This is a genomic window from Halogranum rubrum (assembly GCF_900114455.1).
Lineage (GTDB): Archaea > Halobacteriota > Halobacteria > Halobacteriales > Haloferacaceae > Halogranum > Halogranum rubrum.
In genome coordinates this window covers 217,321-231,687 of sequence record NZ_FOTC01000002.1, presented here as the reverse complement: position 1 = coordinate 231,687, position 14,367 = coordinate 217,321, and the positions used below count along the sequence as shown (strand labels likewise).

Here is a 14,367-nt window from a genome sequence, read left to right as displayed (position 1 = left end):
GGCTTCTGTTCACTCGTTACCAGTACGACACGTCGGTTCCAGCGAGACTGCCTGTAAACCCTTATGTGCCGAGCCACTCCACTCACAGGACGGCATGAGTGACCTCCCGGACGAGTTCAAATGCACTATCACCAACTGGGACTACATCTACGATCTCTGTCGGGGTGTCAGCAACCAGGTCAAACGTGACGACTTCGAACCGGACGTCGTCGTCGCGTTGGCACGCGGCGGTTGGTTCGCCGGACGGTGCATCTGTGACTTCCTCGGTATGGACGACCTGACGAGCCTGAAGATGGAACACTACGTCGGGACGGCACAGAAGTCGAACGAACCCGAAGTCCGTTACCCGATGCCCGAAGGGTCGGTCAAGGGCAAAGACGTCCTCATCATCGACGACATCGCCGACACCGGCGGGTCCATCAAACGCGCCGACGAGTACGTCAACGAGCGCGACGCGGGCGAGGTTCGAACCGCGACGCTCCAACTGCTCCAGACGAGCGAGTTCGAACCGGACTACATCGGCGAGCGCCTCGAAGAGTGGGCGTGGGTCGTCTACCCGTGGAACTTCATCGAGGACATGATCGACCTCATCACCGGTGTGATGGAGAAAGCCGACGAGGAGACGTTCGAGCGCGACGACATCCGCCACTACCTCAGCGAGTTCCACGACGTCGACCGCATCGAGATGGAGATTGCTCAACCCGGTCGACTGATGGAAGTCATGACCGAGATGGAACGACGCGGTCACGTCGAGTCGACCAGCGTCGGCGCGTGGCGACTCGCCGAAAGTGAAGACGTCGGAGTCTGAGCGACCTGTGAGTGAGACGCTCCCCGCCGTAGCCGGCGAACGAGCAGTGCCACCGGTGGCTCTGTGAGCCTTCTCTCTATCTTTGCGACGGCGATTCTGCCGATCGTCACCATCGCAGGCGTCGGGTTCGTACTCGGTCGAGTCAAAGCGGTCGACCCCGACCCGCTGAACACCGTCGTCGTCTACGTCCTCGCACCCGCGTTGGTCTTTCACAGTCTCGCGACCACCGAGTTCGGGAGCGGGACGCTCGTTCGCGTCGTCGGCGGCGTCGCCGTCTACACCGTCGCGATGATTCTCATCTCCGAACTCGTGGGACGACTGTTCGGTGCCTCTGACCCGTTGCTCTCGGCGCTCGTTCTCGTGAGCGCCTTTCCCAACTCGGGCAACTACGGCGTCCCCGTCTTGGAGTTCGCGTTCGGTGCGACCGGACGGAGCACGGCCGTCCTCTACCTCACGGCACAGAACGTCCTCATCTACACCGTCGGTGTCTACATCGCCTCTCGAAGTGGCAATTCGAGTAGCCTCGCTGGTGTCAAACGAGCAGCCAAGATTCCACTCATCTACGCGGTCATCGCGGCACTCGCGGTTCGGTGGCTCGGTCTCGTCCCACCGGATGGGTCGGCCGCGCTGTCGACGCTGAAACTCGTCGGTGACTCTTCGATTCCGGTGATGCTCCTCATCCTCGGTCTGCAGCTATCACAGACTAACTACGGGGCGGCCCTCCGACGCGCGGGGACAGCCAACGTGTTGAAGATGGGCGTCGGACCCGTCGTCGGTGTCGGCGTCGCGTTGGCGATGGGGTTCGAAGACCCGACCGTCGCGAAGGCGTTCGCACTGGAGTGTGCGATGCCCGCCGCAGTCACACCGCTCATCCTCGTCGCCGAGTTCGCCGGCGGCGAAGAGGTCGGCGGCATCGAAGTCGCCGAGTACGTCAGTACCGTCGTCCTGACGACGACACTGGTGAGCGTTCCGCTCTTGACGGTGTTCATCGCACTGCTCGACGCTGGCGTCGTGTTCTGATTCGACTACTCCGATACCGAGACGGAGTCGTCGAACCACTCCGTTCCTTCTTCTCGCCCGTCGAGACCCGAGCAGTCGTGTCGCTCGGGAAACCGGTGGACTGCACAGTACTGCCGCCCACAGTACGCGCACGGACGCGGACCGAGAAGTTCGGTGTCGCATCGCTCACAGAGAACCATACCAAGTGGATTGTTCACACCCAACACACATAAGGTTCGGTGAGGTAGTCGACGGAAGTCGAAGCGGCCGACCATGCGTCGAGACAGACGGCTCTGTGCGATTCAGTCGTCGGACGGCTGGTGGGTGGACACGCTCTCGTCGACGATGGACTCCTTCCACGTCCCGCGTGAGAGCCACGCGACGGCCGCGATACAGCCGACGACGTCGCCGATAGCGACGGCGACCCAGATGCCGGTCGGTCCCCAGCCCTCGACGAAGACGAAGTAGTACGTCGCCGGCAGTCGCCCGAGCCACAGCGTGACCATCGAGAAGACCAGCGCCGTCCGGGTGTTGCCCGCGCCGCGGAACGTCCCCAGTGCGACCTGGAGGACGCCCATGAAGGCGAACATCACGGCGACGGTACGGAGGTAGTCGCTCGCGTGGGCGATGGTGGCCGCGGCCTGTGCCGTCTTCGTACTGATGAACACGCCGACGATTGGCTCGGGAAAGAGCCACGCGACGACGGCGACGCCGACCATCACGACGGCGACGAGTTTCATCGCCAGATACGACGCTCGCTGGGCACGTTCGGGTTTGCCCGCACCGAGGTTCTGGCCGACGACGGTGTCGATAGCTTGGCTCATCCCCATCGCCGGCAGGAACGCCAGCGAGATGAGGCGGTTGCCGAGGCCGTACGCCGCGACGACGGCGGGCGGGAACGTCGCGACCATCCCCGTCAGTAGAATCATCGCCATCGAACTGGTCGACTGCTCCAAGGCGCTCGGGACACCGAGACGGACGATGTCGCGAACGTCGTCGAGTCGCGGGACGAGGTCGGGGAGTTCGATGGTCGGGCCGGCGCTCGTCCCGAAGAGGACGTAGAGGCCGATGAGCGTGGCGACGACGCGCGAGAACACCGTCGCGATGGCCGCCCCTTCGATACCCAGCGCCGGGAACACCCACCAGCCGAAGATGAGGAACGGGTCGAGGACGACGTTGACGACGACGCTCACGAGCATCACGACGAGCGGCGTTCGGGTGTTGCCGTATCCGCGCATCAGCGACGTGAACATGAAGAAGCCGAACAGGGCGGGCATCCCGAGGAAGAACAACCGCATGTAGTCGGAGGCGAGCGGGATAATCTGAGCAGCCGTCGCCTCGTCGGCGGGGAGGAGACCGAGCATCGCGTCCGTCAGCAGAAAGCCGGCGATGGCGATACCGACGGCGACGATGGTGACGAACGAGAGTGTCTGGCCCGCGATGTGGCCTGCCTTCCCTTCGCTGTCGGCACCCATGTACTGGGCGACGAGGATGGTTCCCGCCGTCGTGAACCCACCACCGACGGAGATGAGCAGGAAGATGAGCGGGAACGCGAGGCTCAACGCGCCGACGGCGTCGGCCGAGAGGGCACCGAGCCAGAAGGTGTCGGCGACGTTGTACGCGACTTGGAGAAGTTGGATGGCGACCATCGGCCACGCGAGATTCAGCATCGGGCGAACGAGGTCCCCTTCCGTGAGCTCCGAGTGAGTGGAAGAGGAAGTCACTACAGAACGAAACACTGTCCGGGTACTTCAACGCTCCCGACGTGTGATATCAACTCACACGAGAGGAGTGAGAGAAGCGGGCAATTTAGGTGACTGCTCACCGCATCTGCTCGCATGACCATCGGCTTCATCGGCGGCAGCGGTATCTACGAGGCACTCCCGCTGGAGAACACGCGCGAAGAAGAAGTGGACACTCCCTACGGCGAACCGAGCGCGCCGGTCACCATCGGCGAGTTCGGTGATACGGGACGGGAAGTCGCGTTCCTCCCTCGCCACGGCCCCAAACACGGTCGCTCGCCGACGAACCTGCCGTACCGCGCGAACATCTACGCGTTCAAGAAACTGGGCGTCACGCATATCCTCGCCAGCAACGCCGTCGGCAGTCTGAAAGAGGACCTACCGCCGGGAACGCTCGTCGTCCCGGACCAGATTTTCGACCGGACCAAACACCGGAAGTCGACGTTCTTCGGCGACGGTATCGTCGTCCACCAGCCGATTACCGAGCCGTACGCACCGGAACTCGTCGAGCATCTCTCGGAGGCGGCCGAGGAGGCGACGAACGCAGACGTTCAAGAAGGCGGCACCTACGTTTGCATCGAAGGACCGCAGTACTCCACGCGTGCCGAGAGCGAGTTCTACCGCGGACAGGGGTGGGACGTCGTCGGCATGACCTCCATTCCGGAGGCCAAACTCGCTCGCGAGGCCGAAATCGCCTACGCGACGGTGACTGGCGTGACGGACTACGACGTCTGGAAACAGGACCACGAAGTCACGCTCGCGGAAGTGCTCGAGAACGCCGAGAAGAACCAGGAAGCCATCAAGCGCACCGTGGAAGAAGCGATTCGGACGCTCCCGGAGGACCACGAGTGCGCCGCACACTCGGCGCTCGAAGGGACCATCAACACGCCCGCAGACGCCATCCCCGAGGAGACTCGCGAGCGCGTCGACCTGCTCGTCGGCGACTACCTCGACGACTGACGGCGACGGGTCACGGGCGATACAGAGATTCGCTACTCGCCTTTCGAGACAACTCTCAGCGACAGAACACTCCACTCGAACCGTCTGTCACGCGCTCCGAAGTTCTATGTAGTCGGACGAATAATCACTGTTCGATGGAGGGAGACGTAGAGCGACTCGAAAGCCATCTGCAGTCGCTCAAGCGACGCGGTGCGAACGTCCTCGTACTCACAGACCCCTCAGAAGCGGCGACATCGACTGTCTGTCTCCAACTGCTCGGTTGTGAGTCGATGGTCCGTCGTCGCCTCCTCGTTCGGACTCGTGACAACACGCCGCTCGACACCGACTTCGACCCGACGCGGTTCGGTTTCGTCGACGTCACCGGGTCGGCGACACGGGCGACACTCACCGAGTCGGCTGACAGACCAGACAGCGGTGACGTTACGGACAGGTTCGGTACGGTCGACTCCGTCGAACCCCAGACGCCGTACACGCCGGCGTCCACTGCCGACGACATGCCACGGTGGTTCAGTCGGGTAGAACCGAATGCCTCACTGTCAACACTCGCTAGACACGTCCACGACCACCTCACGCGATTCGAGACGACCGACCCGAAACCGGGCGAGATTCGCGTCTGCGTCGACTCACTGGACACACTCGTCGACGACGCGCCCTCTCACCACCTTCGACGGTTCCTCCAAGTGGTTACGAGTCGCATCCGGGCCGCCGGAGCAATCGGTCACTTCCACCTCTCGGCGTCGCCCCGCGAGAACAGCCCCGTCACTGTCGACGGGTTGTTCGATGCGACGGTCGAGACCCGACCGACAGTTGACGGCACACAGCAGCGCTGGACGCTCCACGGACCGGGGATTCAGACGGACTGGCTGCAGTTCGACTGAACGAGCACTCGTGCGAGTTGGGGGAGGATTTCGTACTTTGCAAAGAGGTGAGTTCCAACATTCAGGACTCAGTATACAACACCGGGAGGTGAGTCTGTCACCGTGCAGATTCGATACGGAATCGAACAACGAGACCCGGTCTGATTCCACACTCCCCGAACTGAAACTTCCCCGGCGTGAACTCCGAAGGCGACTGCTCCGACGACGCTGTGCTCACGCGAGTTTGCCGTTACCTGGAATGTTCCGACTTCTTGGCCTTGAGGAGGTTTTCTCGAAGGTGTTCCACTTTGTCGAACCCGTATCTCCGTAGAAGCTTCTCTACGTCCTGTGTACTACCTCCAAGACGTTCCAATGGCTGGTCGTGAGTGACGATATACGCCAGCCGTGTCGTGGGTGACGAGAAGACCGTCAACCCGCCACGGAGTAGGTTGAGTTCCTCGCCCACAATATCCGCCACAATGACCGTCGGCGATGGAATACCATCGTCCGTGACGACTCCATCAAGTGTTCGAACTGGTATCTCCGACCCCTGCCCCGAACGGTGAGCCTCTTTCGCCCCACCACGAGAGGCGTGTCGAGTGTCTAACACCATCACCCCGTCCGAATTCGAGACGGCACAGTCCATGACGATGGCGTCGAGGCCATTCAATTTGAGATTCGTCTCCAAGCGTTTACGTGTCCGTGGATTGGGTTCGAAACAGACGATGTCGAGATCGCGATAGTGTCGACCGACGACACAGCTGATGATGCCCATATGGGCACCGATCTCGAAGAGAACGTCCCTCTCGTTCATCTCTGAAAACATATCTTCGAACAACTCGTGGTATCCTCCGCTATCGGCCGGGATAGATTGGTGCTCGTTTTCGGACGTCACTTGGAACTGCACCTCGACACCACACACCGTCGTGTGAGTCGGGTCCTCGAACGAACGTTCTTCGTCTCGCTCCATGATGCTGACGAGAGGCACTAATTCGACATAACAGTCCGCTTCCCCTATCACGTACGTGATGGCTTCGCGCCCGCGATTCAGCACGAGAACTCCGTCAACGGGAGAAAACGCCAGCCGAACGGACGAGAACTGTCACTCGCGCTCAGTCGGCGATAGCTTCGACTTCGTCTTCTTCGCTCTCGTCGGTCTCCTCGTCTGAGGACTCCACTGCAGTCGGGTCCTGCACCCAGAGGTCACCGAACAGTTCGTCCTGCTCGAGACGAATCTGTCCGCGGTGTGCGAGAAAGAGGAGTGCGAGGAACGTCTGGAACGCCCGGCCACCGGCGTCGCGTATCTCGGCGAAGAGCACCTCGGCGCGACCCTCGCCGTAGTGTGTCGCGAGCGTCGCTTCGACCTGTTCGATGGTCGCTTCGATGTCTTCGTCGTGAGTCGTTCCCGTGACGTCCGCCTCGCCGGGTTCGCCGTCGCGGCGGAAGTCGTCCGCGGAGTGGTAGTCGAGCGTCTGCGTCCCGCGACGGAACCCTTTCGGCGAGTTCGTGGTGTCGTACTCACGGGACTCCTTCCACCACGTCCCACGTTCGGCGTCGCGGAGTTCGCGGACGAGTTCGTCGAGCGTCTCCGGCGACCCCCGAGCACGCTTGCGTTCGAGACGGCGGTCCATCTCGGCTTCGAGTGCGTCGACGGGGTCGAACCCGTTGGTCGCGGTGTCACCGTCGTCGTCGAACGCCGGGTCGTCGCCCCGCATCGCCATCTCCCACGGTTCGAGTTCGGGTTCCTCGTCGGCTTCGTCCGGCGAAAGCAGTTCGTCGCCCTTCATCCGTAGGAGGACGCTCGCGTAGAACAGCGCCCGACCGGAGGTCCGGAGGTCAGTCGCGTCCAACCGTTCGAGAAAGGCGTCGGTGACGGCGACGATGTCGATGTCCCACGGCTCTATCTCGCCCTCTTCGGCCAACTGGACGAGCAGTTCGACCGGTTCGACTTCGTCTTCGGCGTCGGTCGAGTCGTCGACGTCGGGAGCGTCGTCGAAGTCAGCGGCGGCCGAGACGTCGTCCGGGAGCGCGTCGTCAATATCGTCGACATCGCCGCCACCGTTTGTCGCTTCCGCGCCGTTCTCGCGGGGGTCAGTCATCCGCAGTGACCTCCGCCTCTTCGAGTTCGCCCAACTGGATGCCCGTCACGGCGCTGATGTTGTCCTCCTGCATCGTCACGCCGATGGCACGCTCGGAGCGTTCGAGCAGGGCCGAGCGATGCGAGACGACGACGAACTGCGCGTCGCCCGCGAGGTCGTCGACCATCTGGCCGACGCGCTCGGCGTTGACCGCGTCGAGGAACGCGTCGACTTCGTCGAGTGCGTAGAACGGGGCCGGGTTGTGTCGCTGGATGGCGAAGATGAACGCCAGCGCCGTCAGCGACTTCTCGCCGCCGGACATCGCGTCGAGACGCTGGACCGGTTTGTCGCCCGGTTGGGCCTTCATCGTCAGCCCCTCCTCGAAGGGGTCGTCGGGGTTTTCGAGGACGAGTTCGCCCGTCCCCGCCGAGAGTCGCTCGAAGATGTCCTGGAAGTGCTCGTTGATGGCGTCGAACGACGTCATGAACGTCTGTTTCTTCTGGGACTCGTAGGACTCGATGCGCTCTCTAATCCCGTCTCGCTCTTCGGCCAGTGTGTCGCGACCCGCTTGGAGCGTTTCGAGGTCGTCTTTCACCTCGTCGTACTCGTCGATGGCGAGCATGTTGACCGGTTCGAGTGCCTCCATCTTCCCGGTCAGACGCTCGATAGTCGACTGGACTTCGTCGTGGTCGGGCACGTCTTCGGGGTCGTAGTCACCCACCTCGGCTTCGAGTTCGTCTATCTCCCACGCCAAGCGTTCGACGGCACTGCTGAGACTGGAGATGCGCGACTCGACCGAGGAGACCTTCTCTTTCTGCGCGTCGCGTTCGTTCTTCGCCTCGCGCAGTTCGTCTTTCAACTCGCTTCGCTCCTCTTTGAGTTCCGCGAGTTCCTCTTCGAGTTCGGAGACGGCCTCGCGCTTCTCGTCGAGTGTCGCCTCTCTCTCCTCGATTGCCTCGCGGCGCTCCTCGATGTCTTCTTCGGCTTCCGCCTTGCGGTTCTGGGCGGACTCGACGGTGTCGTGCAGGTCGTCGACGGCGTCTTCGGCGTACTGCTTCTCCAACTGGAGTTCGTTGAGTCGGCCGTCTAAGTCGTCCATCCGGTCCTCGAACTCGCCGATGTCGGCACGAATCTCGTCGGCTTGCTGGGTGAGTTCGGGAATCTCCGAGTCTTTCAACTCGGTCTCCAACTCCTCGATGTCGCTCTCGACGTCGGCGATTTCGTCGGCCTTCGTCGAGATGTCGGCGTCGAGCGACTGCATCTTTGCGTCGACGTCTTCACGTTCGTCCTGCAACTCGTCGAGTCGCGCTTCGAGCGTCGCTATCTCGTCTTCCGCGCCGTCGAGTTCGCCTTCGACGCGGTCGATGTCGCTCTGAATCGAGCGGACCTTCTCGGTCGCGTCGGCCTGCCGGTCGCGCACGTCGTCGATGCGGTCCTCTACGTCCTGAACGTCCGCCTGTAACGACTGGCGACGGTCTTCGAGGTCCGATATCTCCTTCGCGATTCGTTCGAGTTGCCCTTCACCAGATTTGGAGAAGGAGTAGCGCGACCCACCGCCGGACCCGCCGGTCATGGCACCGGAGCGCTCGACTAAGTCGCCGTCGAGCGTCACCATCCGGTAGTCGCCCATCAGGTCCCGTGCGGTGTCCATATCCTCGACGACGAGCGTCGACCCCAGGACGTAGGAGAACACGCTGGCGTACTGGCCGTCGAAGTCGACGAGGTTGTACGCGAAGTCGACGACACCGGGCTTGTTCGGCTTTCGGGGAAGGCTCCGGTTGTCCATCTTCGTGATGGGCAGGAACGTCGCCCGACCCGCGTTACGGCGCTTCAGGTAGTCGATACAGTCGGACCCGACGCCGTCGTCGTCGACGACGACGTTCGCCAGTCGTCCGCCGGCGGCCGTCTCACAGGCCGTGGCGTACTCGCCGGGGACGCTCGCGAGTTGGCCGACCGCACCGTGGACGCCGTTCATCCCGGCGTTGATGACCGTCGTGACCGCCCGCGGCCACGAGTTGCCACCGTCGCCGTTCGCTCGCGACTCCATCTCGGCGTACTGGCTCTGCTTACGCCGAATCTTCTCTTCGACGTCCGAAAGCTCGTCTTTCGCCTCCTTACGCTCGTCGCGGAGGTCGTTGACGATTCCCTGCACTTTCGCCTTGTTCTTCTCGGCTTTGTCGAGTTCGCTGTGGAGTTCCGAGAGTTTGGCCTTCAGTTCGGGGATGCGCTCACGGGCGTTCTCTATCTCCTCGCGCGTCTCGCTAATCTCGTTGGAGCGACGGCGCGCGTCGTCGAGGAGGCGGTCTTTCTCCCGCTGGAGGTCGTTCTTCTCCGTCTTGAGTTCCTCGACCTCCTCTTTCCGACTACTGAGTTCGTCTTTGAGTTCGTCGAACTCGGTGTCGACGCTCTCGATTTTACCCTGGACCTCGGCGAGTTCGACCTGCTTCGACTGGATGTCGCTCTTGATAGACGCTTTCTCGACTTTGACCGAGCGAATCTCGTCTTCGTACTCGTCGACCTGCTCTTGCTTGCGGTCGATGCCGACGAACGCCTGTCTGCGCTCGTTTTCGGCTTCCTCGATACGCTCTTCTGCGGTCTCTATCTTGCCTTCCAGACGACTTATCTCGCCTTTGACTTCCTCGATTTCGCTCTTGATTCGGAGTTGTTCGTCCTCACCTTTCCGCTCGATGTCGCGGTTGAGGTCCTCCAACTCGTCGTCGAGGCGCGTGACGCGACCTTGCTTTTCGTCCAACACCGACTGGAGGCCGTCGAGTTCGTCCTCTTTCGTCTCCAGTTTGGATTTCGTCCCGTCTAAGTCGGCGCGTTTGTCTTCGAGTTCGGCGGCTTTGAGGTAGCCTTCGTACTCCTCTCTCTCCTCGCGGAGCGACTTGTACTCCAGTGCCGTCTCGCGTTCGTCTTGCAGTTGGTCGAGACGCTCCTCTTTCTCGGCGATTCGGAGGTCGGCCTCACCGATGCGTTCTTCGACCGTTTCGAGTTCGCCGAAGGCGTCCTCCTTCTTCGCGTCGAACTCGGCGACGCCCGCGATTTCGTCGATGATGCCCCGCCGCTGGTAGGGCGTCATGTTGATTATCTCGGTGACGTCCCCCTGCATGACGACGTTGTAGCCCTCGGGGGTGACACCGGCTTGCGCCAGCAGGTCTTGGATGTCCGAGAGGTTGACCGAGCGTTCGTTCAGATAGTAGTACGAGTAGTAGTTGTCCTCGGTCTCTTTCACCCGTCGTTTGATGGTGATCTCGTCGACGTCGCCGACGTTGTCCGTGCCAGCGGCGTTGACCACCTGCGACCGGTCGAGCTTACCGTCGCTGTTGTCGAGGACGACGGTAACACTGGCCTCTTTGGTTCCCGGCGGTTCCTGACCGTCGTCGTAGCCGGGGTTGTAGATGAGGTCGGTGAGTTTCTCGGCCCGAATCCCGCGGGTACGGGCTAAGCCGAGCGCGAAGAGGACACCGTCGATGATGTTCGACTTGCCCGAACCGTTCGGTCCGGTGACGACGGTGAAATCCTCGTAGAACGGGATCCGAGTCTTCCGCCCGAAGCTCTTGAAATCGTCAAGGACGAGCTCTTTGATATGCATGTGTTGTCTTCACGTTCCGACGTGAACGGCTCGATGAATACCGTTCATCGATGCTCACGAGAGAAGTCGCAAGCTTACGCGACGATGATGTCGCTTCCGCTGGACTGCTCCTCGTCGTCTCCTTCCTTGGCGTCGTCTGCTTTATCAGCTTCGGCCTGCGTTTCTTCGTCCGCTGTCTCTGCGGCGCGGTCACGACGCCGACCGGTGGGGGCGACGTCGACATCGACCTCTTCTTCGAGTTGTCGGACGCGCTCTTTCGTCTCGACGAGTTCCTCGGTCAGTCCGTTGACCGCTGCCTGCAGTTCCTTCACTTTGGATTCGAGTTCCTCCACCCTGTTGCTCATGGGCCTATTGGCTGTCTCTGGCCGTATAAAGGTACGTCAGACGTTAAGTGGGAGATGGTGATATGTCGGCGGCTGGGGACACGCTCACCCACAGACCTTCGCTACTGAAAAACCGGGCGACGGCGTAACGGGACAGCGCTGTCAGTCCAAGTACGACGCCTCGACGTCGCCGCGGAACGACCGTACTTCGTCGAGATACGTCTCAGTGTCCTTCTTCGCGGCTTTAGCAGCGAGTATCGACTGTCGACGCTCTTCGGAGGCGAGTACGTCGACGAGCGTGCACGCGGTGAGTTTCGCCGGCAGGATGTAGGCCATCTCCTCGTCGACGACGCGGAAGTCGCGGGCGTGCAGACTGCCCTCGAACCCGCCGACCCACGGATGGATGCCCGGCAGAATCTGCGTCACGTCGCCCATGTCGGTCGACCCCGTGAGATGCGTCCCGCTGGGACCGAGTGCGTCGGTGCCGACGAGGTCACGGACGTTGTCGTCGTACGCGCCGACGATGGTCGGGTCCGTCCGAAGCGGCATGTAGCCGGGGTAGTCGTTTATCTCCACATCTGCGCCGACGCCCATCGCGCCGGATTCGAGCGCACGGTTGACTGCAACGTTGGCTTCGCGGACGGCGTCGACGCTCTTGGCTCGCACGTACGACTCCATCTGCACGTCCGCCGGGACGACGTTGACGCCGTCGCCGCCCTTCGTGATGATTGGGTGGACGCGAACGGCGTCCTCGTCGGCGAAGCGCTCGCGCTGGGCGTGGATGGCGTTCATGCCGAGCATCGCGGCGTTGAGCGCGTTGACACCCTCTTCGGGTGCTGCTCCGGCGTGAGCCTCTCTTCCTCGATACGTGACGAACTTGCCGACGAACCCGTTCGTCGAGAAGTCGCTCGTGACGACGCGTTCGGGGGCGTCGTTGCCGGCGTGCATCATGATGCCGAGGTCGACGTCGTCGAGGTGACCGCGCCGGATGAGTTCCTGTTTCCCGCCGACGAACTCTGTCTGCCCGGATTCGATGAGTTCGCGGCGATACGAGAGGTCGAGATACTCTTCGGCGGGAACGCCGACGAAGTCGATGGCGGCGTCCAGTTCGTCGACGACGCCAGCACCCGTGAAGCCGGATGCGACACCGACGAGATGTGCGAGTTGCGCGTGGTGCCCACAGGCGTGGACCGCACCCGTCTCCGGGTTGGCCTTCGGGTGGTCGGGGTTCACTAGCGCGTCGAGTTCGCCGAAGACGGCCGCTCGCATCTCGCCCGACCCGAGTCGAGCGCGTGCGCCGGTGACGGCGAGTTCCTCTTCGACCGAGAGTCCCATCGACTCGAACGCCTCGGCGACTTTCCGTGTCGTCTTCGTCTCTTTGAACCCGAGTTCGGGTTCGGCTTCGACGGACTTCGCGAGGTCGATTATGGCCTCGCGGTTGTCGTCGATGGCAGCACAGACCTGTTGTTTCAGTGCGTCGGCGTCGACCATCTCAGATCAACCCCTGTGCGCTGAGCACGGCCTGTGCGATGAGTGCCGACCCGAAGTACGTCCCGAAGAAGACGAAGACGGCGACGACGACGAGTTTCCAACTGACCTCCTTCATGCGGCCGGTCTGGAGTCCAATCGAGAGGCCCGCGTAGGCCAAAATCGGCGTCGTCGTCGCGAGGAAGTCCACCCGCTCGACGTAGCCGAGGAACGGCCCTTGCACCGGCGAGAACGGTAGTGCGAGTGCGAAGGCGATGATCATCGCGTAGGCGAACGCCGGCAGGTCGAGCGGAATCGCCCGCCCGAGCAACAGCGCCACGAGACCGATGAGGACGATGAGTCCCATCCCGGGGATGGACTCGACGAACCCCGCTCTGAATCCGGTCTCCGGGCCGATGGAGTTGGCGACGAGCGTCAGGATGCCGACGACGAGCAGCATCTTCAGCGAGTTCAGCGCGAACCGACCCGTCTCCATCTGGGTGGTGTCGCTCATGCGTCCCTCCCGACGACCGGTTCGAGTACTCGATACAACCGGGTGATGACCGGGAGGCCGACGAGCAGTACCATGTAGAGACCGGTGATGCCCGTGAGGAGGTTACTCGTCGCCGCGAAGGAGAGAATCTGGTCTTCAGGTACGGAAGAGACGGTCTGGGCCAACGAGGCGGAGCAGGCGGTCATCATGCTCGCACTGCCCATCCCGCAGGCCATCGAGAGCGCGAGTGGGTGAATGCCCGTCGCCGGTGCGAACCCGCCGAGCAGACCGAAGAAGACGGTGCCGAGGACGGTTCCCGTGAGGTACGTCCCGAGGACGCCGCGGCCCTCGGGAGAGTCGATGCCGTACTTGTCGGTGATGACTCCGAGCGTCGGTTCGCGAGCGATGCTCACTGCACTACCGATGGCCTCGCGCTTGAGGCCGAGTGCGAGCGCCAACGGAAGCGCGAGGAGAATCGTCCCGAGGTTGCCGAACTCCTGCAGGACGAACGCAGGGCCAGCCTCGACGAGTTGGTTGAACGCCGGGGCGACGAGCGTCCCGTACTTCACACCGAGCGGCATGAGCGCGATGATGAGCAGCGGCGAACTGACGCGACTCACATCCTTCGAGACGATTTTACGAAGCGGGTCGACGTATCGCCCGAGGACGTTGTACGTGACCAGAATCCCGATGACGACGGCGTAGAGCATCGGAAGTAAGACGACTTGCCCCGGACCGACGGGGAAGGAGATTTCACCGATCAGTTCGGCGACGACGACGATTGCGAGGACGGTGAGATGCGTCCGGGCGTGAACGCCCCACCGACCGGCGGTCCGTATCGGTGCCCAGCGGTCGCTCGCCGGTTCGTCTGCATCATCCGTCATGCGATGGCTCACCACACATACCTCGAACGGTGACGGCACCGGTATAAAAATACACAGCTAATTCGACACGAATGTCGAAAATTTGTCCAGCTGGAGAAACAATTGTCAAATTTTGCAGTGGCGGCGAGGACCAGCATCGCGTGTGTGAGGTCGACAGAGAT

General features: G+C 62.3%; 13 protein-coding genes. 4 read left to right on the top strand and 9 right to left on the bottom strand.

The window, feature by feature from the left end; all coding sequences use genetic code 11:
* Positions 1-94 precede the first annotated feature (94 nt).
* Together BM083_RS09405 and BM083_RS09400 are read left to right on the top strand one after the other, a co-directional pair.
* Positions 95-808, top strand: coding sequence for a phosphoribosyltransferase (locus BM083_RS09405; protein WP_009366435.1), 714 nt, complete (start codon positions 95-97; stop codon positions 806-808).
* A 63-nt stretch (positions 809-871) separates the two neighbouring features.
* Positions 872-1,828 (top strand): AEC family transporter, encoded by a 957-nt coding sequence (locus BM083_RS09400; protein ID WP_089868841.1) that lies wholly within the window; start codon positions 872-874, stop codon positions 1,826-1,828.
* Positions 1,829-1,833: 5 nt separating this feature from the next.
* On the opposite strand, the gene BM083_RS24125 is transcribed toward BM083_RS09400, so the two are convergent.
* Both BM083_RS24125 and BM083_RS09390 read right to left on the bottom strand, forming a co-directional pair.
* Positions 1,834-2,007: an AN1-type zinc finger domain-containing protein gene (locus BM083_RS24125; RefSeq protein WP_177197597.1), complete on the bottom strand. Its 174-nt coding sequence runs from the start codon at positions 2,005-2,007 to the stop codon at positions 1,834-1,836.
* Positions 2,008-2,109: 102 nt separating this feature from the next.
* Positions 2,110-3,477 (bottom strand): MATE family efflux transporter, encoded by a 1,368-nt coding sequence (locus BM083_RS09390; protein ID WP_089868837.1) that lies wholly within the window; start codon positions 3,475-3,477, stop codon positions 2,110-2,112.
* Positions 3,478-3,645: 168 nt separating this feature from the next.
* Between BM083_RS09390 and mtnP the strand changes: the two genes are divergently transcribed.
* Both mtnP and BM083_RS09380 read left to right on the top strand, forming a co-directional pair.
* Complete coding sequence (mtnP, locus tag BM083_RS09385; RefSeq protein WP_089868835.1) at positions 3,646-4,509, top strand: S-methyl-5'-thioadenosine phosphorylase; 864 nt, start codon at positions 3,646-3,648, stop codon at positions 4,507-4,509.
* Positions 4,510-4,643: 134 nt separating this feature from the next.
* On the top strand, positions 4,644-5,387 hold the full coding sequence (locus tag BM083_RS09380) for a DUF7504 family protein (protein WP_089868833.1): 744 nt from the start codon (positions 4,644-4,646) through the stop codon (positions 5,385-5,387).
* A 229-nt stretch (positions 5,388-5,616) separates the two neighbouring features.
* On the opposite strand, the gene BM083_RS09375 is transcribed toward BM083_RS09380, so the two are convergent.
* From BM083_RS09375 to BM083_RS09345, 7 genes are all read right to left on the bottom strand, one after another.
* Positions 5,617-6,261 carry an FkbM family methyltransferase gene (locus BM083_RS09375; RefSeq protein ID WP_177197596.1) on the bottom strand — a complete coding sequence of 215 codons (645 nt, stop codon included), beginning with the start codon at positions 6,259-6,261 and terminating at the stop codon, positions 5,617-5,619.
* 217 nt (positions 6,262-6,478) lie between these two features.
* On the bottom strand, positions 6,479-7,465 hold the full coding sequence (locus BM083_RS09370) for a segregation and condensation protein A (RefSeq protein ID WP_089868829.1): 987 nt from the start codon (positions 7,463-7,465) through the stop codon (positions 6,479-6,481).
* Positions 7,458-11,039, bottom strand: a complete 3,582-nt coding sequence (gene smc / locus BM083_RS09365; RefSeq protein ID WP_089868827.1) for a chromosome segregation protein SMC — start codon at positions 11,037-11,039, stop codon at positions 7,458-7,460. Before smc ends, BM083_RS09370 begins: the two co-directional genes overlap by 8 nt.
* Before the next feature lie 74 nt (positions 11,040-11,113).
* Positions 11,114-11,383 (bottom strand): DUF7518 family protein, encoded by a 270-nt coding sequence (locus BM083_RS09360; protein WP_089868825.1) that lies wholly within the window; start codon positions 11,381-11,383, stop codon positions 11,114-11,116.
* Positions 11,384-11,524: 141 nt separating this feature from the next.
* Entirely contained in the window at positions 11,525-12,853 is a 1,329-nt protein-coding gene (locus BM083_RS09355; RefSeq protein WP_089868822.1) for an amidohydrolase, read from the bottom strand.
* A gap of 1 nt (position 12,854) precedes the next feature.
* The gene (locus BM083_RS09350; RefSeq protein ID WP_177197595.1) at positions 12,855-13,343 is read right to left on the bottom strand and encodes a hypothetical protein; all 489 of its coding nucleotides are present in this window, start codon (positions 13,341-13,343) and stop codon (positions 12,855-12,857) included.
* The gene (locus BM083_RS09345; RefSeq protein ID WP_089868820.1) at positions 13,340-14,206 is read right to left on the bottom strand and encodes a DUF3100 domain-containing protein; all 867 of its coding nucleotides are present in this window, start codon (positions 14,204-14,206) and stop codon (positions 13,340-13,342) included. Before BM083_RS09345 ends, BM083_RS09350 begins: the two co-directional genes overlap by 4 nt.
* Between the last annotated feature and the right edge of the window lie 161 nt (positions 14,207-14,367).

Excerpts from the sequence above, each read along its gene's own strand:
- BM083_RS09390 (WP_089868837.1), bottom strand. The coding sequence starts at position 3,477 with ATGCTGAATCTCGCGTGGCCGATGGTCGCCATCCAACTTCTCCAAGTC.
- smc (WP_089868827.1), bottom strand. The coding sequence starts at position 11,039 with ATGCATATCAAAGAGCTCGTCCTTGACGATTTCAAGAGCTTCGGGCGG.
- mtnP (WP_089868835.1), top strand. The coding sequence starts at position 3,646 with ATGACCATCGGCTTCATCGGCGGCAGCGGTATCTACGAGGCACTCCCG.
- BM083_RS24125 (WP_177197597.1), bottom strand. The coding sequence starts at position 2,007 with ATGGTTCTCTGTGAGCGATGCGACACCGAACTTCTCGGTCCGCGTCCG.
- BM083_RS09350 (WP_177197595.1), bottom strand. The coding sequence starts at position 13,343 with ATGAGCGACACCACCCAGATGGAGACGGGTCGGTTCGCGCTGAACTCG.
- BM083_RS09345 (WP_089868820.1), bottom strand. The coding sequence starts at position 14,206 with ATGACGGATGATGCAGACGAACCGGCGAGCGACCGCTGGGCACCGATA.
- BM083_RS09360 (WP_089868825.1), bottom strand. The coding sequence starts at position 11,383 with ATGAGCAACAGGGTGGAGGAACTCGAATCCAAAGTGAAGGAACTGCAG.
- BM083_RS09405 (WP_009366435.1), top strand. The coding sequence starts at position 95 with ATGAGTGACCTCCCGGACGAGTTCAAATGCACTATCACCAACTGGGAC.
- BM083_RS09355 (WP_089868822.1), bottom strand. The coding sequence starts at position 12,853 with ATGGTCGACGCCGACGCACTGAAACAACAGGTCTGTGCTGCCATCGAC.
- BM083_RS09370 (WP_089868829.1), bottom strand. The coding sequence starts at position 7,465 with ATGACTGACCCCCGCGAGAACGGCGCGGAAGCGACAAACGGTGGCGGC.
- BM083_RS09380 (WP_089868833.1), top strand. The coding sequence starts at position 4,644 with ATGGAGGGAGACGTAGAGCGACTCGAAAGCCATCTGCAGTCGCTCAAG.